26 protein-coding genes are annotated in these 22,561 nt (G+C 30.6%); all 26 read right to left on the bottom strand.

Going from position 1 to position 22,561, the window contains the following annotated elements:
- Window position 1: 1 nt before the first annotated feature.
- Window positions 2-1,147, bottom strand: a complete 1,146-nt coding sequence (locus HYG84_RS13625) for a 1-deoxy-D-xylulose-5-phosphate reductoisomerase (RefSeq protein WP_212378107.1) — start codon at window positions 1,145-1,147, stop codon at window positions 2-4.
- 107 nt (window positions 1,148-1,254) lie between these two features.
- On the bottom strand, window positions 1,255-2,043 hold the full coding sequence (locus HYG84_RS13630) for a phosphatidate cytidylyltransferase (RefSeq protein WP_212378109.1): 789 nt from the start codon (window positions 2,041-2,043) through the stop codon (window positions 1,255-1,257).
- Between the two features lie 10 nt (window positions 2,044-2,053).
- Window positions 2,054-2,812 (bottom strand): isoprenyl transferase, encoded by a 759-nt coding sequence (locus HYG84_RS13635; RefSeq protein ID WP_212382303.1) that lies wholly within the window; start codon window positions 2,810-2,812, stop codon window positions 2,054-2,056.
- 41 nt (window positions 2,813-2,853) lie between these two features.
- Window positions 2,854-3,042 (bottom strand): hypothetical protein, encoded by a 189-nt coding sequence (locus HYG84_RS13640; protein ID WP_212378112.1) that lies wholly within the window; start codon window positions 3,040-3,042, stop codon window positions 2,854-2,856.
- A gap of 2 nt (window positions 3,043-3,044) precedes the next feature.
- Window positions 3,045-3,602 carry a ribosome recycling factor gene (gene frr / locus HYG84_RS13645; RefSeq protein WP_212378114.1) on the bottom strand — a complete coding sequence of 186 codons (558 nt, stop codon included), beginning with the start codon at window positions 3,600-3,602 and terminating at the stop codon, window positions 3,045-3,047.
- A gap of 28 nt (window positions 3,603-3,630) precedes the next feature.
- Window positions 3,631-4,341, bottom strand: coding sequence for a UMP kinase (gene pyrH, locus HYG84_RS13650; protein WP_212378116.1), 711 nt, complete (start codon window positions 4,339-4,341; stop codon window positions 3,631-3,633).
- A gap of 144 nt (window positions 4,342-4,485) precedes the next feature.
- The gene (gene tsf / locus HYG84_RS13655; protein WP_212378118.1) at window positions 4,486-5,136 is read right to left on the bottom strand and encodes a translation elongation factor Ts; all 651 of its coding nucleotides are present in this window, start codon (window positions 5,134-5,136) and stop codon (window positions 4,486-4,488) included.
- 93 nt (window positions 5,137-5,229) lie between these two features.
- The gene (rpsB, locus tag HYG84_RS13660; RefSeq protein ID WP_212378121.1) at window positions 5,230-5,928 is read right to left on the bottom strand and encodes a 30S ribosomal protein S2; all 699 of its coding nucleotides are present in this window, start codon (window positions 5,926-5,928) and stop codon (window positions 5,230-5,232) included.
- Window positions 5,929-6,198: 270 nt separating this feature from the next.
- A complete protein-coding gene (locus HYG84_RS13665; protein ID WP_212378123.1) occupies window positions 6,199-6,645 on the bottom strand; it encodes a hypothetical protein in 447 nt (148 codons plus the stop codon).
- Between the two features lie 55 nt (window positions 6,646-6,700).
- Window positions 6,701-8,506 (bottom strand): FapA family protein, encoded by a 1,806-nt coding sequence (locus HYG84_RS13670; protein WP_212378125.1) that lies wholly within the window; start codon window positions 8,504-8,506, stop codon window positions 6,701-6,703.
- Window positions 8,507-8,529: 23 nt separating this feature from the next.
- Window positions 8,530-9,258, bottom strand: coding sequence for a FliA/WhiG family RNA polymerase sigma factor (locus HYG84_RS13675; protein WP_212378127.1), 729 nt, complete (start codon window positions 9,256-9,258; stop codon window positions 8,530-8,532).
- Between the two features lie 41 nt (window positions 9,259-9,299).
- Complete coding sequence (locus HYG84_RS13680) at window positions 9,300-9,785, bottom strand: chemotaxis protein CheD (RefSeq protein WP_212378129.1); 486 nt, start codon at window positions 9,783-9,785, stop codon at window positions 9,300-9,302.
- Window positions 9,786-10,403 (bottom strand): chemotaxis protein CheC, encoded by a 618-nt coding sequence (locus HYG84_RS13685; RefSeq protein WP_212378131.1) that lies wholly within the window; start codon window positions 10,401-10,403, stop codon window positions 9,786-9,788.
- 12 nt (window positions 10,404-10,415) lie between these two features.
- On the bottom strand, window positions 10,416-10,853 hold the full coding sequence (locus HYG84_RS13690; RefSeq protein ID WP_212378133.1) for a chemotaxis protein CheW: 438 nt from the start codon (window positions 10,851-10,853) through the stop codon (window positions 10,416-10,418).
- Window positions 10,854-10,898: 45 nt separating this feature from the next.
- Entirely contained in the window at window positions 10,899-12,956 is a 2,058-nt protein-coding gene (locus tag HYG84_RS13695) for a chemotaxis protein CheA (protein ID WP_212378135.1), read from the bottom strand.
- Window positions 12,957-12,960: 4 nt separating this feature from the next.
- The gene (locus HYG84_RS13700; protein ID WP_212378137.1) at window positions 12,961-14,046 is read right to left on the bottom strand and encodes a protein-glutamate methylesterase/protein-glutamine glutaminase; all 1,086 of its coding nucleotides are present in this window, start codon (window positions 14,044-14,046) and stop codon (window positions 12,961-12,963) included.
- A 1-nt stretch (window position 14,047) separates the two neighbouring features.
- Window positions 14,048-14,704, bottom strand: a complete 657-nt coding sequence (locus HYG84_RS13705) for a flagellar brake protein (RefSeq protein ID WP_212378139.1) — start codon at window positions 14,702-14,704, stop codon at window positions 14,048-14,050.
- A gap of 10 nt (window positions 14,705-14,714) precedes the next feature.
- On the bottom strand, window positions 14,715-15,605 hold the full coding sequence (locus tag HYG84_RS13710) for a MinD/ParA family protein (protein WP_212378141.1): 891 nt from the start codon (window positions 15,603-15,605) through the stop codon (window positions 14,715-14,717).
- Between the two features lie 4 nt (window positions 15,606-15,609).
- The gene (gene flhF, locus HYG84_RS13715) at window positions 15,610-16,743 is read right to left on the bottom strand and encodes a flagellar biosynthesis protein FlhF (RefSeq protein ID WP_212378143.1); all 1,134 of its coding nucleotides are present in this window, start codon (window positions 16,741-16,743) and stop codon (window positions 15,610-15,612) included.
- Entirely contained in the window at window positions 16,744-18,774 is a 2,031-nt protein-coding gene (gene flhA, locus HYG84_RS13720) for a flagellar biosynthesis protein FlhA (RefSeq protein ID WP_212378145.1), read from the bottom strand.
- 10 nt (window positions 18,775-18,784) lie between these two features.
- Window positions 18,785-19,873 (bottom strand): flagellar biosynthesis protein FlhB, encoded by a 1,089-nt coding sequence (gene flhB / locus HYG84_RS13725; protein ID WP_212378148.1) that lies wholly within the window; start codon window positions 19,871-19,873, stop codon window positions 18,785-18,787.
- A gap of 4 nt (window positions 19,874-19,877) precedes the next feature.
- Complete coding sequence (gene fliR, locus HYG84_RS13730; RefSeq protein WP_212378150.1) at window positions 19,878-20,672, bottom strand: flagellar biosynthetic protein FliR; 795 nt, start codon at window positions 20,670-20,672, stop codon at window positions 19,878-19,880.
- Window positions 20,673-20,685: 13 nt separating this feature from the next.
- Window positions 20,686-20,955, bottom strand: coding sequence for a flagellar biosynthesis protein FliQ (fliQ, locus tag HYG84_RS13735; RefSeq protein WP_212378152.1), 270 nt, complete (start codon window positions 20,953-20,955; stop codon window positions 20,686-20,688).
- Between the two features lie 10 nt (window positions 20,956-20,965).
- Window positions 20,966-21,736, bottom strand: a complete 771-nt coding sequence (fliP, locus tag HYG84_RS13740) for a flagellar type III secretion system pore protein FliP (protein WP_249168637.1) — start codon at window positions 21,734-21,736, stop codon at window positions 20,966-20,968.
- An 84-nt stretch (window positions 21,737-21,820) separates the two neighbouring features.
- Window positions 21,821-22,162 carry a flagellar biosynthetic protein FliO gene (locus HYG84_RS13745; RefSeq protein ID WP_212378156.1) on the bottom strand — a complete coding sequence of 114 codons (342 nt, stop codon included), beginning with the start codon at window positions 22,160-22,162 and terminating at the stop codon, window positions 21,821-21,823.
- Window position 22,163: 1 nt separating this feature from the next.
- Entirely contained in the window at window positions 22,164-22,526 is a 363-nt protein-coding gene (locus HYG84_RS13750; protein ID WP_212378158.1) for a response regulator, read from the bottom strand.
- Between the last annotated feature and the right edge of the window lie 35 nt (window positions 22,527-22,561).

Raw genomic sequence — 22,561 nt, forward strand, 5'->3', positions numbered from 1 at the left:
CCTATTTTAGTTGATTTTTAATCCAGCTTCTAACCCATTTATCCACTTCCAAAAGTTCATCAACGGTTTTATATGAAAATGGCTCATGTATCGACATTGCCTTTCCGATAAGCTCTGGTATATCATAAAATCTAATTTTATTTTCCAAGAAGTATTCAACTAAAACTTCATTTGCTCCATTTAATACGCATGGCATTGTTTTTCCTATTTTTAATGCTTCATAAGCTAAGGATAAACATGGAAATCTATTAGTGTCTGGAGCCATGAAAGTTAATTCTCCTAATTTATTAAAGTCAAGTTTTTCAACATTGCTATTAATTCGTTCTGGATAAGAGAGTGCATATTGTATTGGTGTTCTCATATCTGGCAGTCCCATTTGACTAATGATCGAATTATCTTTATACTCAACCATTGAATGGATTATACTTTGTGGATGAACTATAACATCTATTTTATCCAGTTCTAAATTAAATAACCATCGTGCTTCAATTACTTCTAATCCCTTATTCATTAAAGTAGCAGAATCAATAGTAACTTTCTGTCCCATATTCCATGTCGGATGTCTTAAGGCATCTTCTGCACTTGCTTTTTCTATTTCTTCCTTTGTCCAGTCCCTAAAAGAGCCACCTGAAGCAGTTAAAATAATTCTTGATATATTTTTTATATCTTCTCCTTGTAGACATTGAAAAATAGCAGAATGTTCACTATCTACCGGAATTATTTTAACCCCGTATTTTTGAGCTTCATTCATAACTAACTCACCAGCTACAACTAAGGTTTCCTTATTAGCTAAAGCTATAGTCTTATTACATCTAATAGCCTCCAGGGTAGGTATCAGTCCAATACTCCCAACAACTGATGTTACGACTATATTTGCTGAATTTAGTGTAGCTACCTCAATTAATCCATCAATTCCAGAAACAATTTTAATCTTCCTACCGACTCTATTAGATAAAATTTCAGCTTTATCTTGATTAAAAATAGCGACGATTTCAGGATCAAATTCATATATCTGTTCCTCAACCTCATCAATATTCTCTAGTGCTGATAGTCCGACAACCTTGAATCTTTCTCTATGATTTTTTACAACGTCAAGTGTCTGTCTTCCAACTGATCCAGTAGATCCTAATATACTAATATTTTTCAAATTATCACCTCATATGATTCAATAAAAATCCGTCTAATGCAATCCTTAAATGATCAAAACAATTCATTTCTTAGACTACAAAATAAGCATGCTAGTATCATGCTTATTTATCCCCTGTTAATTACAAAATTTAAAATAAAATAAATTGTCGGAGCTGTAAAAAGTATGCTGTCAAAACGATCTAGTACTCCTCCATGTCCAGGTATAAGATTTCCAAAATCCTTGATACCAGTATGCCGTTTAATTAAAGAAGCACTTAAATCACCAACTTGCGCAACGATGCTACCAATAGCCCCAATAAATGCAACAATAATTATATAGTCTTGTAAAAAGAAATAGCCAAATAATACTGATATACTAATACTTCCTAAAACGCCACCGATTGCTCCTGCAACAGTCTTTTTAGGACTAATTGATGGACACAATTTTCTTTTTCCAAAAAAGTATCCTGAAAAATATGCAAATGTATCTGTACCCCAAGCAGTGGTAAATACCAACCATATAACTATATTATTTGGTTGGTTACTAATAAGCAAAATACAGCTCAAAAGTAAAGGAACATAGGCTAACCCATATAATGTAACACTAATATCTAAAAAGTTATATTTGCCATGTATTAATTGTATGCTATTTAATAGGAAAATTAAAATAAAAAATAATAAAAAAATATAGGACAGGCTATAGGAAAAATTCACTAGTACGATTAAGGCTATAGAACCTAGGTATCCTATTACTTCAACAGGGCATAAAGATTTGTTCTTACATGCATTATAAAACTCTCTTAATCCAATTAATGATACAATTAGAATAGCAATAAATAAAGGCATACCTCCTATAAATATTATAGCTAATAAAAATGGTAATCCAATAATTGCACTAACTATTCTCTTGAGCATTTTATCACCCCTATATTCCACCAAATCTTCTTTTGCGATTTTGGTAATCAGATATTGCCATAAGTAAATGCTCTCCTCTGAAATCTGGCCAGTATACATCAGTAAACCAAAATTCTGAATATGCGCATTGCCATAACAAAAAATTACTTAATCTGATTTCTCCACTTGTTCTAATTAATAATTCTGGATCAGGTACATTTGCAGTATATAGTAAAGAGCTAATTAATACCTCATCTATTTCATCTATTTGTACTTCATTGCTTTTAGCTTTTTCAGCAACTTTTTTTACAGCATTAATAATTTCTGAACGCCCACCATAGTTCAAAGCTATATTAACACAAAGTCCATTATTATCCTTTGTTTTAATAGTCGCTTTGCTTATTTCTTCAATTACTTCATCATTAAGTTTATTAATATCTCCTATAGTTTGAATCTTAACATTATTATCATGTAGTTCTGTTATTTCTTTTCTTAAATACTCAATTAGAAGCTTCATTAATAATGAGACTTCAGATGCAGGTCTTTTCCAATTTTCTGTAGAAAAAGCATAAAGGGTTAAATGCTTTATTCCAATATTGGAAGCAGTCTTTATCACATCTCTTAAAGCTTCTACTCCAGCCCTATGTCCCAGATTTCTTGGTAACATACGCTCTGTTGCCCATCTACCATTTCCATCCATAATAATCGCTATATGCTTAGGTATTGAATCCATATTGATATTAGATGGTATTTTATTATTGTTAGAACTATTCCATAGATTTTTAAGCATTTTTCCACCCCCAATCATTTTTAAACCCCCAGTTAGGGGGCTTAAAAATATGCTATGATTAATTGCAACTTATTATCTTTGTAAATTGTTTGTCTTACAATTCTTGCTTCATCAGATTTCACATTTTTTTTCCCGAATGTTTCTGTAACAATAATTTCGTAATTATACTCCTTCAATATATGTAAACCTGATTCTAGTCTGTAACCTGTAACATCTGGAATATAATTCAAATTTATACCTCCATAATATCCTGCTCTTTCTTTTCAGTAAGTTCATCTACAATCTTAATAAATTTATCAGTTATTTTTTGAACTTCATCTTGTGCAGTTTTTAATTCGTCTTCAGTTAACTCATTATCTTTTTGCATTTTTTTCAAACGGTCATTTGCATTACGTCTTTCATTTCTTAAAACTATTTTACTATCTTCAGCTGTTTTTCTAGCTACTTTAGTAAGATCTTTTCTTCTTTCTTCTGTTAATTGAGGAATAACAATTCTAATAATTTTGCCATCATTAGAAGGGTTAACTCCTAAGTCTGATTGTAAAATAGCTTTTTCAATATTGTTGATAGATGATTGATCATATGGTTGTATTGTAATAATTCTTGGCTCAGGAGCCGTTACAGAAGCTATCTGCTTAATCGGAGTAGGTGTGCCATAATACTCTACAACAACCCTGTCTAACATTGATGGATTAGCTCGACCAGCTCTAATGCTTGCAAAGTCCTCTTTAAGTGCATTAACAGTTTTCGTCATTTTGTCCTCAAGATTTTTGTGAATTTCTAACTTCATTCTATCTCCTCCTTATAATAAATTTATATTAACTATAAATATATGTACCTATTTTCTCTCCACATATGACCTTCTTAATATTTTCAGGCTCTTCTAATCCAAAAACTTTAATCGGTATTTCATTATCCATACATAATGATGTTGCAGTCGAATCCATTACCTTTAGCCCCATCTTTAAGACATCTATATATGCTAATTCATCAAATTTCGTAGCGGTTTTATCAAGGCATGGATCAGCAGAATATACTCCATCTACCTTTTTAGCTAATAAGATTACTTCGGCTTCAATTTCAGCAGCCCGTAGAGCCGCTGTAGTATCTGTGGAGAAATATGGATTTCCTGTGCCGGCAGCAAATATAACTACACGATTTTTTTCAAGATGTCTAACAGCTCTTCTTCTAATATATGGTTCTGCTATTTGTCTCATTTCTATAGCACTCTGAACTCTTGTTAATACACCTAAATTTTCTAATGAATCTTGAAGAGCAAGGGCATTAATGACAGTTGCCATCATTCCCATATAATCAGCAGTAGTTCTATCCATACCTTCACCAGTTCGACCTCGCCAGTAGTTTCCACCGCCAACTACTATAGCTACCTGAACTCCCATATTTACAATATCTTTAATCTGAGCAGCAATACTGCTAACTATATTCGAATCTAAACCGAAGCCCTTATCTCCAGCTAAAGCTTCACCACTTAATTTTAATAGAACTCTTTTGTATTGAGGTTGTAACACACTCAGTCCTCCTTCACTCATTAATATTCGCCAACTGCAACAAAAAACCTTCATTTTGCAATAAAAATATTTAATTGATATGACTAATTATTGTAAAAGAGAACACAGATGTGTTCTCTTTTATACAAATATACAAAAAAATAATTACTTATTACCTATCTGCTTAGCAACCTCTTCTGCAAAGTTCTCTTCTTTCTTTTCTATTCCTTCGCCTACTTCATATCTTGTAAATCTTCTAATAGTGATATTTTCTCCGATTTTAGATATTTTTTCTGTCAATAATTCCCCAATTGTAACATCAGGATTCTTAACAAATGGTTGCTCCAATAAACATATCTCTTTGTAAAATTTTTCAATTCTTCCTTCAACCATCTTATCAACGATTTTTTCTGGTTTACCTTCATTTAATGCTTGTTTCTTTAAAATTTCCTTCTCTTTTTCAATCATTTCTTGATCTACTTGATCACGGCTTACGTATTGAGGATTTGCAGCTGCAACTTGAAGAGCAACATCTTTTACAAAATCTTTAAATTCTTGATTTTTAGCCACAAAGTCAGTTTCAGAGTTAACTTCAACTAATACTCCAATTCTACCTCCATGTATGTAGGCTTCAACTAAACCTTCAGCTGCTATTCTACCTGCTTTTTTAGCAACAGCAGCTAGACCTTTTTCTCTAAGAACCTCAACTGCCTTGTCCATATTCCCATCTGTCTCAGTTAGTGCTTTTTTGCAATCCATCATGCCAGCACCTGTTTTTTCTCTTAATTCTTTAACCATTGCTGCAGTTATACTCATATCTAACTCCTCCTAGCATATTATTAAAGGTAAGGAGTAAGGGAAAATCCCTTGTAGCCCTTACCTTCTATAACTTAGTTGTTTTATATTATTTTATGCCTCTGTTTGAACCCCTTGTTTTCCTTCAATTACAGCGTTTGCCATAGTAGCAGTAAGTAACTTAACAGCTCTTATAGCATCATCATTCCCAGGAATAACATAGTCTACTTCATCTGGATCACAGTTTGTATCAACAATTGAAATAACAGGAATTCCTAGAGTGTGAGCCTCTTGGATAGCAATTCTTTCTTTTCTAGGGTCTACTACAAATAAAGCATCTGGCATCTCGGTCATGTCTTTAATACCACCTAAAAACTTTTCAAGTTTTTCTTGTTCATGACGAAGTTTAATAACTTCTTTTTTAGGCAATACTTCAAATGTTCCATCTTCTTCCATTTTTTCTAATTCATGAAGACGTTCAATTCTCTTCTTGATAGTTTTAAAGTTAGTTAACATTCCACCTAACCATCTTTGGTTAACATAGAACATTCCACTTCTCTTAGCTTCTTCCTCAATAGCTTCTTGCGCTTGCTTTTTAGTTCCTACAAATAAAATTGTTCCTCCTTCAGAAGCAATTTCCTTCATAGCACTATAAGCTTCTTCTACTTTTTTTACAGTTTTTTGAAGGTCTATAATATATATTCCATTTCTTTCTGTAAAAATGTACTCACCCATTTTAGGGTTCCATCTTCTAGTTTGGTGTCCAAAGTGAACCCCAGCTTCTAATAATTGTTTCATTGAGATTACTGACATTTTACTACCTCCTTAGTTTTTCCTCCATCTTAATCATTTCTACTTAGGACCATTTAGGCACTACTAAGTAAATTATAAGATGTGTGTTATCTCACCTTAAATATTCTAACATAGAGACCAGTATGAATCAATAGTTTATTTTAAAAATTGTATTTTCTGCTATATTATTTCCTTTTTTTTCTTAATTATTCATGCGGTACTTATTATTTAGTCAGATACATATCATCATATATATTTTTTAGTATTTATATCTTTATCAAAAACTTCACTTTATTTAACTAATTTTATTACCATATCTATTTCTCTTATACTCTTATTTAAAACTTTAGCTATTTCTTCTTTAGATATACCTTTTTCATGTAAATCAATAATAGTACTATTTTTTTCTTTAAATAGGTTATAGTTTAATACAGGTTTAAAACTGTTATTTTTTAGATTATTTTGATTAATTAAATTACTATTTTTTCTATGTTCTTCTATTATCCTATTATTCTCCTGCTTCAATATCAAAACTTCCTGTTCTAATCTCTTTATTCTTTCGACTATAATTTCATTTTCTACTTTAAATCCTTTATTTATTTCTGAACTATATTTTTCTTCTTTTTTATAGAATTCAAGTTTATTATGATTTCTCTTATTTTTAAGTATAAAAGATATAATTAACGGCACTACTAATACAATCCCGCCTACTAATAATAAAATATTGTTTCTTTCCATAATACACCTCTTTTGTTTTCATTAATATATTTTAATAAAAACAGATTAACTAAAATTACTTTTCATATGGACCAATTGAAACGTCACCATCTTTTACATATAAGGTACAATTTGATAGTTCATCGTAAATTTGTCGAGAGCTGCTGCCTATAGTTACCTTTACACCAGTATAAATAATTGTTATAACATGAATTTTACCGTTATTTGGCTCCTTGAATCTTGCTGATAATTCTTGCAATTCTTTGGTAATATCGTCATACTTAGCATTTAAAACCTTATATGTCTTTAATGATTTAACTAATAGTTCTTGCTTTTCATTAGTTAACTGCTGTTTTTTCGATATTTTATTTAATAGTTCAATAGCTTTTTTTGAGTTATCAATATTTTTCTCAATATCTAGCATTTCAACTTTAAGTTGTTCATAATATTTTTTTTCCTCAGGATCAATTCCAACTTCTATTTTAGTAATAGTTCCCATATTAGATCCTACTACATTAGCCCTTACTTCCTTACCAGCTTTTATATCCCCACCAACAATCAAGCCTTTTTTGCCCGAAACTATAATTTTTCCCTTAGTAGTAACATCACTGTGTAATATAGCATCCGACTCAACATTGCCGCCACATTTTACGCTTGCATTTTCAAGGTATTTTGCGTTTAAATTTCCAGAACATTGTAGATAAGCTTGGTTATTGCCTTGTACCCCTCTGTGAATAATAATATTTCCTTTAGAAACTAAGGTAGCACCTTCTACTACTCCCCCAATTTCAATATCCCCTTCTGCTTCAACCTTAAACCCTGACTTTACATTTCCCTTAATATTAACTTTACCATTAAATTGGATATTACCTGTTTCATTATCTATATCCCCATTGATATTTATAACTTCATCTACATATATAGTGCCATCTACGAAATGTACCTCTCCGTCTTTAGCAGCATAGATTTTCAAACTATCTTCACTTTCTACTACATTTTTTCCCTTTTTTATAAGAACTTCTTTACCGTTTTTAGCAACTATTTCATTTCCATAGACATCTACCCCATTTATACCTTCAGTAGGAGGAATGATTTCTATAAGTAAAGTACCTGCCTTCACATTCCGTATTCTATCCAAGTTTTTATAATCAATTCTTCCATCTTCATCAATGATTGTATTTCTACTTTCTGTTTCATCATTAAAAGGATAAATAATTTGTCCATCTTCTCCGCTTATAGCTGCCTTACCTTGTGCTATTAAAATAGATTGATTAAATACTTGTCTATTAACTACTTCTTCTATTTTTTTATTGATAATTCCAAACTTAATATTATTTTTATTTAAGTTGTCTACAATTTCAGTAGCAGATAATATTTTCCCGCCACTTGGCTCTGTCAGTAATATTGTTACTTCTAGTTTATTTTTAGACACATCTATTTGCAAACTGCTATCAATTAAAAATTCATCTTGAAAAGGTGCAATTTTCTCAGGATCGCCATTTTTATTCTCTAAACACCGAGCGATTTTCTCATAATCATAGTCTTTTACATGTTTTTTAGTTAAGAAATCTAATACATTTCCTATACTAACTTTTGATGGTGTATCTGTAATGGTAAGATAGACTCCATCTGGACAATAGTCTAGGTAAAATCCACTCTCTTTTGTATCATTTATATTTTTGTCTGATTGTATATCGGTGTCATAACTAATTGATATAGGAGTGATTTTTAATTTAAATAATCCTTTTTTAAATAAAAAACCTTTCTTTTCATCTAAAACTTCGACTTTAACTTGATCATCTGTTAAGTTTAAACTTTTTAATCCTTTAGTTAAAGCATCATTATAAGTCTCACCTTCAACAACAATATACTCATTTGTCATGATTCTCCCCCTTTGATCATGCGCTATTTTACGGTTAATTTAGATTTTAATCTTGAAATGGCTTTAGAGTGTAATTGAGACACTCTTGATTCGGATATTTCTAGTACCTGTCCTATTTCTTTATATGTTAAATTATTATAATAATATAGCGATATGACCTGTTTCTCACGTTCAGGTAATTGTACTATATTATTTTTTAGAGTATCATATGTCTCTTGGCTACACACTAACTCTTCAGGTAATTGTTTTTCATTTTCTATTTTTCCTAGTGTATATCCTTCGAAAACAGCCTCCTCTAATGAGATTACATTAAAGGAGGCTGTTTGTAGCATAATTTCTTGTAGCTCCTTAACCGTAATCCTCAATTCTCTTGCTACCTCTAAGTCAGAAACTGATCGTCCTAGTTGGTTTTCCAATCTACAATAAGCATCTTCAACTTGCTTGGATTTCTGTCTAGCAGATCTTGGAACCCAATCTAAGCTTCTTAAATGATCAATGATCGCTCCCCTTATACGTATTTGTGCGTATGTTTCAAACTTAACTTGTTTATCTAGATCAAATTTTTCTATAGCATCTATTAAGCCAAAAATACCGTAGCTAACTAAGTCATCATATTCTATATTTGTGCCATAAGATGTATATAATCGGCCAGCAATAACTTTTACTAGTCTAACATACTCTTCTATGAGTAATGTTTTTGCTTGTATATCATTATTCTGTTTGTAATTATGCCATAGGGTTTTATGCTCCATTTTCAAACCTCCTGGCTTCATTTATTGTTATAATAAGAATATTAAATTTCATGTACACCATGTCCTATAGTTTTAATAATAAGTTTTCCATTATTAGAATAAAATTCAATAGTTCGACCATAATTTCCACCAGTATCCTCTGCAATTATAGGTATATTTAGTAATTGTAATATTTCCTTAGTGGCTAATACATTTCGCTCACCTATTTTCATTATTTCGTTATTAGTTTGAAATGAAAACATTTGACTACCTCCAGCGATTTTCGCCGTAATTCTAGACCTAGTGCAACCTCTTTCCATCATTTTATCAAGCAATAATTGTATACCAGTGTCCGCAAACTTAGCTTTGTTCTCATTATTTTTAATATGTTTGCTGCTAGGTAACATAATATGAACTAAGCCAGCAGTTTTAATGGCCTTGTCATATAGAATGATCCCTACACAAGATCCTAGTCCTAGAGTTGTAATGACCCCCGGATCTTGAACTATATTCATATCAGCCATACCAACCTTAGTAATTGTTTGCATTTAAGTATACACTCCTAGACTATTTAATAAAGTTTTGAAAGATTTAGCTTCTGGAATGAGAAAAAAATTACCTTTTACTGTGTCATTACCATCTTGGAGTATTGTTTCAATTAATAAAACTTTATCCCCCATATATCCAAATTGTATTGCGGGTACACTGATTATTGCTCCTGCCATGTCTATACATAATGATGGAATAGATATTTTAATGTTTAAATTAGTTAAAGATGACAGTGAAGATATATAGGCTCCAGATAAAATATTTCCTATTTCCTGTAGAGCCGAATGATCCATTTCATCTAATTCATTGCTAGGATCTTCCCTACCCATTAAAATATTTGTTAAAACCTTTGCAGATCTTAAGTCAAGCAAAAACATAATATTACCTTCAATATCACCGTCAACTTCAAAATAAACACCAGATACAACAATTTCTTCTCCGCCCAAAACTGCACTTACATCATTAAAATCTAAAATTTTTACAGATGGTACATTCATATCTATTCTTTTATTAATCAATCCAGCTAAAGCTGTAGCTGCATTTCCAGCACCAATATTACCAATTTCTCTTAATACATCTAAATGCAAATTATTTAAATCCTCTATTGATAAATCCAATACTATTCCTCCTTACCCAGTAATATTATTTATTAGAAGTTTAGGAATATCTACTATAATGATCATTCTTTCATTAAACTTACCAATACCCTGAATATAGTCATCCTCAAAGGAACTTATTAAATCATAGGCTTTATCAATCTGGTTCGTATCCAATGTAACAACCTCAGAACATGAATCTACTAGTATCCCTACATTCATCTCTTCAAAAGAAAGGACAATAATTCTATTTTCATCTGTGTTACTAATATTTTCCAACTGAAATCTTCTTCTAAGATCTACTACCGGTATAACCTCTCCCCTTAAATTTATTACTCCACTTATGTAGTATGGTGCACTAGGAACTCTAGTTATTTCAGTAAGTTTTTCAATTGTTTCAACATAATCAATTAGTAATCCATAGCTCTCATTATTTAACTTAAATACAACATATTGATTCATCGAACTCATATTATTCACCCCTTAAAAAATTATCCTTTATTAGACTATAAAGAATTAAAAGAAAGAATTAGTATCTACAATTAAGGCTACTGATCCATTACCTAAAATTGTAGCGCCTGCAATTGACCGAATTGTTGAAAGATACTTACCTAATGATTTTATTACAATCTCCTGTTGTCCTATTAGTTTGTCCACAATTAGACCTGCATCCTTATCTCCCTTTTTTACGATAACCACGATTACATCTTCATCAAAATTATCACTATTGCTATCAATATCAATATCATTATTCGTATTAGGTACATTCAGTAACTCAGAAAGTCTTAATATAGGTAATGTCGAATCTCTATATAAAACAACTTCGTTTTTTTGAACTCTACGAATACTACTTTTCTCTATAGTTGTAATTTCTTTTATTGAATTTAAAGGTATAGCATACTTTTCTGACCCAACTACAACTAACAATGCTTGAATTATAGCAAGTGTAAGGGGAAGTCTAATAATAAACTTTGTTCCTTTTCCTAAAGTTGTATCTGCTTCAACTATTCCACCTAAGGACTCTATTTTCGTTTTAACTACATCAAGTCCAACGCCACGTCCAGAAATATCCGATATTTTATCAGCCGTGCTAAATCCAGGACTAAATAATAGCTGTATAAGTTCTTTATTATCCATTAATTGTGTATCCTGAGTTGTAATTATTCCTCTCTCAATTGCTTTATTTTTTACTTTCTCAATATTTATTCCGCTACCATCATCTTCTACTTCAATTACTACACTGTTACCATCAGGATATGCGGAAAGTTTAACGGTTCCAGTTCTTTGTTTTCCTAACTCTAGTCTTTTATCGATCTCTTCAATACCATGATCAATGGAGTTACGTATTAAATGAATAAGAGGATCCCCTATTTCGTCAATTACAGTACGATCTACCTCAGTTTCTTCTCCCGATAAAATCAGCGTTATATCCTTTCCTAAATCCTTAGATAAATCTCTTACCATTCGAGGGAAACGATTAAATACTCTTTCAATTGGAACCATTCTTACTTTCATTACTGCATCATGTAAATTTGTTGTTATCCTTTCTAGGTATTCAATAGCTTCACTCGTATTTTGTCTACCTCTTTCATCTCCAGCATCTTCTAATCGGGTCTTTATTATAATAAGCTCACTAACTAAGTTCATTAAGTTATCTAAACGATCTATATCAACCCTTACAGTTTTACTTGTTTTTGACTTTTTATTTTTCGCTTCTTCATTTTCTTGCTGCTTGTTTTCCTCTACTACTTGTATCTTGTCAGTATTATTAACAACATCATTTTTTGGAGATATATCAATACTTTCTGATAGCATCGGACTTATTTCTATAGATTCAACTTCAGATATAGAGCTTAGTTCCTTTCTAATAAACTCCTCATTGTGTTTTGTTATTAATACTAGTTCAAAAGATAGATCAAATTTTTCATCTTCAATCTCTTCTATACTAGGATTAGATTGAACTATATCTGAAAATTTTTCAAGTGTACTTATAATTATATAAGCTCTTGCTGACTTTAACATACAATTACTATCTAATGTTATTTTTATTAAATTAACATTAAGTCCATCTTTTATAGCTGTAGAAACAACATTACTCAGATATTCGTTGAATTCAATAGCTGATTTTATTGTTTTGTTAGTATTAGGATTTATTTTCTTTTCATCTTGGTCTTTACCATTAGCATTTATATCAGCTAGTTTGGATATTTGCAACTTGTCAATCAATTCTAATGCAGAATCATTTCCTTCTTCACTATTTGCTTCAACATTATTTATATAACCTTCCAATCTATCAAAACATTCAAATAAGAGATCTGTTATCTCTGTGTTGACTTTCATATTTCCTCTTCGGATATAATCTAAAACATTTTCCATCTCGTGAGTCAAATGTGCAATATTATTGAAGCCCATAGTTGCAGACATACCTTTTAATGTATGAGCTACTCTAAAAATCTCATTCAATGTATTTGTATCTTCGGGATGATTTTCTAAATACAATAAACTCGAATTCATGCTTTGTAAATGCTCCTTTGATTCTTCAATAAATATTTCTAAATATTGATTTATATCCATAGAATTACACTCCCAACTTTTTTAATATATAGTTTGTAATTTCATGTAATGGAACAATGTCATCTACAACTCCCATATTTACTGCACTTTTTGGCATACCATAAACTACACTCGTATCTTCATCCTGTGCAATAACATAACAGTCCGTATTATCTTTAAGTTCCTTTACACCATTTGAACCATCTGCTCCCATTCCAGTCATAATTACAGCAATAATATTTTCATCAATATTATTCGCAACAGATTTAAATAGTGCATCGACCGATGGTCTGTGTCCTGAAACGGGTTCTTCCTGTGATAGTTTAATAAAAGTATCACTGTTAGACTTTGTTTTTATCCCCAAATGATAATTCCCTGGTGCAATATAGGCATAGCCAGGGAGAATCTTTTCATCATCCTCGGCTTCTTTTACAGTAATATTTGACATGCTATTTAATCTTTCAGCTAAAGATTTTGTAAAGCCTGGTGGCATATGTTGAACAATTAAAATACTTGCTGGAATATCTTTAGGCATTAATGGAAGTACATGTTGCAAGGCTCTAGGCCCTCCAGTAGAAGTCCCTATAACAATAAAATAATGTTTGTTTTTTCTATTTTGGGTAGATGTTTTGTTGGAGTTTTGAATTAATTCTAATCTATTATCTTTTACAAATTGCTTTTTATTCTTAAAAGTCAAATCTACTTTTGAAGCAATATTGATTTTATTAACTAATTCTTCTTTAAGATCATCTATATTAATTCTAAAAACACTAGAAGGCTTTTGAACAAAATCGACAGCTCCAATATCTAAACAAGTTAAAGTTGCCTCTGCACCATCTGATGTTAAACTACTTAGCATTATTACCGGAACCGGATTAGTCTTCATAATTTCTTTTAGGGCATCTATTCCATTTAAAATAGGCATTTCAATATCCATAGTAACTACATCAGGCTTTAAAAGTTGTATAAGTCTTATAGCTTCTACTCCATTTTTAGCCATGCCTATTACTTCTACTGTTTCATTACTACTTAATATATCTGCTAAGATTTTTCTCATAAAAGCAGAATCATCCACAACAAGCACCTTAACCTTTTTATTGTTAGAACTCATTCTATATCAATCCTTTTTTACGCATTAATCTTTGTTTCTCAAAAATAAAACTAAATATTCTATCTGTGCCTGTTTCGTTAGTTTCTTTAAATTTAATCCCTATTTCATAAAGATTATTATCTGAATCTTTAGTAATACGAATTACTTCTCCGTCCATAGTAATTACCTGATCTTCATCAAGATAAATGTCAATTGTAATATCGTCTGACTTTTCCACTTCATTTTTACAAGCAACTTTAACTCCACCACCACTTAAATCCTTCGTGACACATTCGAACTCAAGAATTTTATCATTTTCATGTTTTTTTAAGATAGCATCAGTAACGATGGGTAGCCTATAATAATTTCTTCTTTGAATCTTTTGTACATCTCCTAGAAGCTTAAGTACAAAAGTTACGATATTTGATTCTATTTTTTTTACTACTGTAGCATCAAATTGGTATACTCCTTTTTTACGATAAAAAAACATAGTAATTTTTTGTCCTTCATAGAGAGAGTATCTTTTCCCTCTATAAATTGGAGATGAAATACATAAACAATTATCATTTATATCAATAAGCTGAGCATTAAGCATATTGTTTTCTGCTTGATTAGCATCTTTCTTGCAAAACTCTATACTTAATTTATCTCCAATTTTCAACTCAGAGAATATATTCATATTAGTCCTCCTATCTTAAAAAATTAACTAGCTTTTTAAAGAAGTTATCAAAAGCATTACTACTTTCAAATGTAACATCATTTACAAGTTTTATAGCAATATTTTTAATGTTTTTACTAGCAATGCTATTAGGATATTCCATTGTAAATGGTCTTTGTTTTTTTACGGATTTACTAACACTATTATCATCAAAAATATGACCTAATTTTTCTAAATTCATTGATAGAAAACGTTTAGACGCATTGTTTAATTTTTCAAAAGCAATATTACCTTCAGTTATATTCTCCACTCTGTTAACTATAACCTTTATTTTTTTATTTTTATCTTTTAAATTTATAGTTTTAATCATAGCATATGCATCTGTTATAGATGTTGGTTCAGGCGTAGTAACAATTATAATTTCTTGAGCTGAAAGAACAAAAGATAGAACTGAGTTAGATAAACCTGCTCCTGTATCAATTAAAATAATATCTGCGTAATTATTTATAGAATTGAGCTTTTCAATTAACTGCTGTATAGATGCTAAAGACATATCTACTAATTCAAGGACTCCCGATCCACCAGATATAATTTTTATGTCATTAGGGCCATTTATCATAACTTCATCTAAAGATTTATCATTATGTATAACGTCAAGTAAAGTATATTTAGGGACTGTTCCTAAAATTACATCAATGTTAGCTAGACCTAAATCTGCATCTATAATAACTACTCGATTATTTAATTTGGTCAATTCCATACCTAGATTAATTGTAAAGTTTGTTTTGCCAACCCCACCCTTTCCACTAGTAACACATATTATTCTAGCGTCCTTAGTGCTATTCTCATTATGTGTGGCAATTTGTTTAGAATACATTCTTCTACTATTAATTAACTCTCGCAATTTGGCGGCTTGGTCCATCTTATTAAATCTCCTTCAGTAACATATCTAAAATTTTATTTGAAGTTACCACTTCAATATCATCAGGAACACTTTGTCCAGTAGTTACATAGGAAATATATTCAGGTTCTCTCATAGCAATATTTAAAATTGGTCCGTAGGTGCTAACTTCATCTAATTTTGTAAAAATAATTTTATAACCATCTATAAAACTGTATGTTTTTAAAATATCTTTTAAATCACTATTCTTAGTGGTCGAGCTAATTACTAAATAAACACTTTTATTTTTTACTTCATTTAAAAGTAAAGCTAATTCATCTACATGTTCACTATTCTTATGACTTCTGCCAGCAGTATCAATCATGATTATATCGCTATTGCTAAGACGATCAAGGGCAGCATGAATTTCCTTAGGCGAATAAATTACTTCCAATGGAATATTTAAAATATCACTATAAACCTTCAATTGTTCTACAGCAGCTATACGATATGTATCTGCACTTATTAATCCAACATTTAAACCTTTTTCCAAATTATAGTTTGCAGCAATTTTCGCAATTGTAGTTGTTTTACCTACACCTGTAGGACCGACAAAAAATATAACCTTTGAATTAAAGTCTATATTGTTATTAATAGTTGTTGGTATAATCTGTGCCAGGATTTTTTTGATAGTTTCTTTGTCTTTCATTTCTAAATCGTTAATATCAATATCGCAGTTATTTAAAAGCTCATTAATTAATTCCTCATCTATTTCATTTTCACGCAAAACGTTATATATGTAGCTATTTTTTTTACTATTTAAATCATCAGTTGCTTTTGATAAGTTAATACTTTGCATTTGGTTGACTACAGTACCTAGCATAGATTTAATATCATTTATTTCCATTTGTAGTTCCTTATCTTTAGACTTTAACGTTGCTCTTTCTCTTAGATTTATCTCTTGAGCCTTAGCCATATTGGTTATATTAGTCATTGTTGTAGCTATTTCATTTTCTTCAATTGCAGCTACCACTTCTACAACTGATTTTTTTAAGAAACCAAATATACCTTTAGGTTTAACTTTTCTCTGATGAAGAATTACAGCATTTGATCCTAACTCACTCTTTACTTTAGTTATAACGTCATGGTTATCAACACCATAAAATTTTTTTACTTTCATCTATATTCTCACCATCCCAACAGATTCGATTTCTACAGATGGATCAACTTCATTGTAAGATAAAACAACTAAGTCAGAAGTAAGTTGCTCCGTTAATCTCTTTAAATACAGTCTAACAATTGGAGCAGTAATAATAATAGGCTGTTCCCCTAGATTAATTAATTTTTGTAGTTGATAAGATAAATTGTTTAAAATCGATTGAATTAAATCTGGATCCATTGCGATATATGTACCTCTATCAGTTTGTTGAATAGATTCCATAATTTTTTGTTCTAATTGCTGATCAACCGTTATTACTTTTGCAGGTTGGTTAGATATAAACTGTTTAGTAATAGCTCTACTTAAAGCTTGTCTTACATATTCTGTGAGCATATCTGCATCTCTAGTCATATTTGAATAATCAGCCAATGTTTCAAGAATAGTAACCATATCTCTTATTGAAACACCTTCTTTTAATAGATTATATAATACTTTTTGGATTTCTCCCAGACTCATTTGGGCAGGAATTAGCTCTTCTACTAAAGCAGGATGACTTTCTTTAACGTTATCTATTAACTTTTTAACATCTTGTCTACCTAATAATTCGTAGGCATGTTTTTTAACTACTTCAGTCAAATGCGTTGCTATAATCGAAGGAGGATCTACCACCGTATATCCAAATATCTCTGCTTTTTCTCGCTCTTGCTCGTTTATCCATTTAGCTGGTAATCCAAAGGCCGGTTCAATTGTGTCAATACCCTCTAGTTCACCATCAGCCATTCCCGGATTCATAGCTAAATAATGATCAAACATTATTTCACCTGACGTAATTTCAACACCTTTAATTTTTATTATATAATGATTAGGCTCTAATTGAATATTGTCTCTAAGTCTAAACATTGGAACTATAATTCCAAGTTCAAGAGCGCATTGTCTTCTAATCATAACTAAACGATCAAAAAGATCTCCACCTTGGCTAGCATCGGCTAGTGGTATAATTCCGTATCCAAATTCCAACTCAATAGGGTCTACATTAAGCAAAGGTATAACATTTTCCGGTTTTCTTTTTTCATCCACTGTTTCGGTAATTTTATCTGGTACTACTTCTGTTTCAGCTTTGATTACAGCTTTTCTTAAATTCATACCTAGATATAAAAATAATAGAGCTAGTAATATAAATGGTACTCGTGGTAATCCTGCAATAGCAAATACAACTAAAACCCCGGAAATTATAAACATTATTTTATGATTATTAAATAACTGCTTAATTAAATCATTACCTAAGTTTCCTTCAGATGCAGCTCTTGTTACAACTATACCAGTAGCTGTTGAAATTAACAAAGCAGGAATTTGGCTAACCAGTCCATCCCCTACTGTTAATATAGTATACTTTTGAATGGCCTCTCCAAAACTCAAATCGCCAGCTAGCATACCTATTGCAAATCCTCCAATAATGTTAATGATAGTAATAATAATACCTGCAATAGAATCACCTTTAACAAACTTACTCGCTCCATCCATAGCTCCATAAAAATCAGATTCTCTTTGTACTTTCTTTCTTCTTTCCCTAGCTTCTTGATCATCTATAAGACCAGCATTAAGATCTGCATCTATCGCCATTTGTTTTCCAGGCATTGCATCTAATGTAAATCTAGCTGCCACCTCTGAAACTCTTTCAGAACCCTTAGTGATTACCATAAATTGTATAATTATTATTATTAAAAATATTACAAATCCAACAACTGCATTTCCTTGCATAACAAAGCTACCAAAAGTATCAATTAATCCACCAGCAGAGCCAGTAGATAATATATATCTAGTAGTAGTAACATTGAGGGCTAATCTAAATAAGGTAGTAATTAACAAAAGAGATGGAAAAATTGAAAATTCCAAAGCTTCTTCTGTGTACATAGCTTTAATCAAAATCAACAAGGATAGAGAAATATTAAAGCTTAACAAAACATCAAGAGCACCTAGTGGAACAGGTATAATAATAATTACTATAATAGCTATTATTGCAAGTGTAACTACAATGTCTCCATACTTCTTCATGTTCTCTCCCCTATTCAATCTTATTATTAATACGATAAACGTAAGCTAATACTTCCGCAACAGCCTGATAAAGCTCAGGTGGTACAAATTGCCCTATATCTACGCTATCATATAAGGTTCTAGCCAATGGCTTATTCTCAACAATTGGAATGTTATTTTCCAAAGCAATTTTCTTAATATTTTGTGCTATAAGGTCTTGCCCTTTTGCAATAACCCTTGGAGCATCAAATTCTTTAGGATTATATTTAATTCCGATGGCAAAGTGAGTAGGGTTTGTAATAATTACATCTGCATTCGGAATATCTTGCATCATTCTTTGCATAGACATCTGTCTTTGTTTTTCTTTAATTTTTGATTTTATTTGTGGATTTCCTTCAGTTTGTTTATACTCTTCTTTAATTTCTTGTTTAGACATTTTTAAATTTTTATTATATTCATATCTTTGATAGAAATAATCTAAGGCGCCAAGTACGACTAATATTGCTCCTGCCTTTATCCCAATACTTATTGACATCTTTAAAATTAATTTTAATATTATTCCTATATCCATCCCTATAGTCTCTAAAATAGTGACTATTTGTCCTTTAACGTAACTATAAGATATATAACCAATAACTATAATTCGAATCAGTGCCTTTAAAAGCTCTATGATAGACTTCATAGAAAACATTCGCTTAAATCCTTCAATTGGATTTATTTTTTTGATATCAATAGCTAAAGGTTTTGTAGTAAACAAAACTCCAACTTGTAGGTAGCTTGCTAGAACACCAACTACCAAATTAGTTAAGGCTATAGGTGCTACAATAATAAAAAAACTTATTATAGCATTAATTAAAAGAGTTTGGAGGTTTTTTAATGAAAATATGAAGTCTAAAGCTAAATATTGATCATAAATATAACTTGTCGTATTTCTAAGAGTGATTCCAATAAATGTAGCAAAAGCATTTATCATTATAAATGTTGCTAAAAGAACAAAAGCCGAATTTATTTCTTTGCTCTGTAGAACATTCCCCTTTTCCCTAGTTTCCTTTTTCTTTTTGGGGGTTGCCTGTTCTGTTTTTTCCTCAGAAAAAAGCTGTAGATTAATTTTAAAATCCATAGAATCATCCTCTAGACAAAATTTGCATTAGTTCATATATGGATTGATACATTTTATCGAACAAACTTTCAGAGTAGGGTATAAAAAATCTTAAAGATAGCAATATAATAATAATACCTATAGCAATTTTCAAAGGTAATCCTACAATAAAAATGTTCATTTGAGGCATTGTACGTGCTAAAATCCCTAGGATTACATTAGCCAAAAAAATAGCAATCAAAATAGGTGCACTTAATTGAAATGCTAAAATAAATGTGTCTGTAAAAATTTTTATTAAATAGTTGATTAAACTCTCACTTACCGAGATATTAAACCCTATTGGAAGTATTTCATAACTATATATCAAACTTTTTATCATTTGATGGTGACCATTAATAGTTAAAAATACTAAGGTAAGTAATATATTATAAAACCCTCCCATTAGAGGCATCTGTGCATTTGTTTGAGGATCCATAATGTTTACCATACCAAACCCCATCTGAATATCAACTATTGTACCCGCAAGGTATACAATACTAAAATATATAAATGCAATAAGGCCAATAATAATACCTATCAAAAATTCAGATATTGACCAAAACATTAATGTTCTCATATTATCAATTTCTAAATAAAATCCATTAATTTTTAATGGAAGTAATATTAATGCTACTGTAATAGATAAACCAATTTTCATGATTGTGGGAAGATTATTACGACCAAATATTGGAGATATAACAAATAAGCCAGTTACTCTAACCAATATTAAGATAAACAGTTGAAAATTTACTAGTATAAAACTTATTAAATCACCTGTCATATTTAATCACTCTTTACTGAATAAAATTATTTAAATTTGTATATAGTTTTAATGTAAAGTTAATAATTATTGATAAAAGCCATGGTCCGAAAACCACTAGAGATCCCAAAACCGCTATAATTTTAGGAATAAAAGCTAATGTTGCCTCTTGAATTTGAGTTGTGGCCTGAAAAATACTAACAGCTAATCCAACTATTAGACCAATTACTAACATCGGGGCAGATAGAATTAAAATAGTAAACATTGTCTGCTGGCCTAATTCAATAATCATTGCTTCATTCATTTTTTCACCTCTATTTAAAACTTAATAATAAGGACTTAATTAAAACATTCCATCCATCTACCATTACAAATAAAAGAAGTTTAAATGGTAGTGAAATCATTGCTGGTGGCAGCATCATCATTCCCATTGACATTAGTGCACTTGAAACAACCATATCTAATACTATAAATGGAATAAATAATACAAATCCCATTTGGAAGGCAGTTTTTAGTTCACTAATAATAAAAGCTGGAATGAGTGAAGTTGTAGGGATATCATCTAACTGAGGATCACTCGATAATTCGGTACCACTGGCTTCTAAAAATAAGGCTATATCATTTTCTCTAGTTTGCCTAAACATAAATTGTCTTAACGGCTCCATAGCCTCTTCAATTGCTTCAGATTGAGTAATTTCCTCATTCAAGTATGGCTGCAATGCATTTTGGTTGATTTCTGAAGCAATAGGACTCATAATGAAGAATGTCAAAAACATAGCTAGTCCTATAAGTACTTGAGTTGGAGGAGTTTGCTGTGTTGCAATTGCATTTCTTAAAAAAGATAAAACAATTATTATTCTTGTAAAACTTGTGACCATAATCAAAATAGCAGGAGCTAATGATAGAACAGTTAATAAACCCAGTAACTGTAACGAGCTAGCAGTTTCTTCAGGACTACTTGCACCATCAATATTCAATTGTACATTGGGTATGCTAATATTAGTTTGAGCAAATGCCCTAGTTGATCCCAATAGAAAAAAAGAGACCATTATTAAACATAGTAATATAATATTTTTATTTTTCATATTAATTATTTGTTTGAATTTACAATTTAGATTTTTCATTATTCACACTACCATTCTAGCCCTATCTTTTATTTTAAAAAAATTTTATTTCTTAAATAATCTATTTTTAAATAAATTATTTATCCTATTGTTAATTTCAAATGAATTTTCATTTCCAGTAGTTAAAAAGTTCCATTCTGATTCATCAATTGCATCTAAAAGTTTAATTGTCTTTCCTTGTAAAGCAATGATATATATTTTTTTATTTATTTTTATAACTGTAATGCTTGCGTTCAGACCTATCATTGTTCTCTCTAAAACCTGAGTATATCGTCCCTTCATTAACTTATTTGTTTTTTTGCCTATTATAATAGTAATATAATAGGCAAAAACAATAGTAATAATTGTAGCTATCAATAAAAAAAGTCCAGACAGAGTATTATTCATTTTATCCGATCACTTTTTTAACAGCTTCTATTACACGATCAGCTTGGAATGGCTTAACTATAAAATCCTTTGCACCTGCTTGAATAGCTTCGATAACCATTGCTTGTTGCCCCATAGCAGAACACATAATTATCTTTGCACTCGGATCTATTTTTTTTATTTCTTTTACAGCTTGTATACCGTCAATTTCAGGCATTGTTATATCCATGATAGTTAGGTTAGGCTGTAGTTCCTTATATTTTTCAATCGCCCTAGCACCATTTTCAGCTTCGCCTACTACGTCAAAGCCGTTTTTAGTTAGTACATCTTTAATCATCATTCTCATAAATGCCGCATCATCAACAATTAAAATTCCATTAGACATTACTTTTCCTCCTCTTTCATTTAGATAGTAATCAG

It is taken from the genome of Alkaliphilus sp. B6464 (genome assembly GCF_018141165.1).
Taxonomy (GTDB): Bacteria; Bacillota; Clostridia; order Peptostreptococcales; family Natronincolaceae; genus Alkaliphilus_B.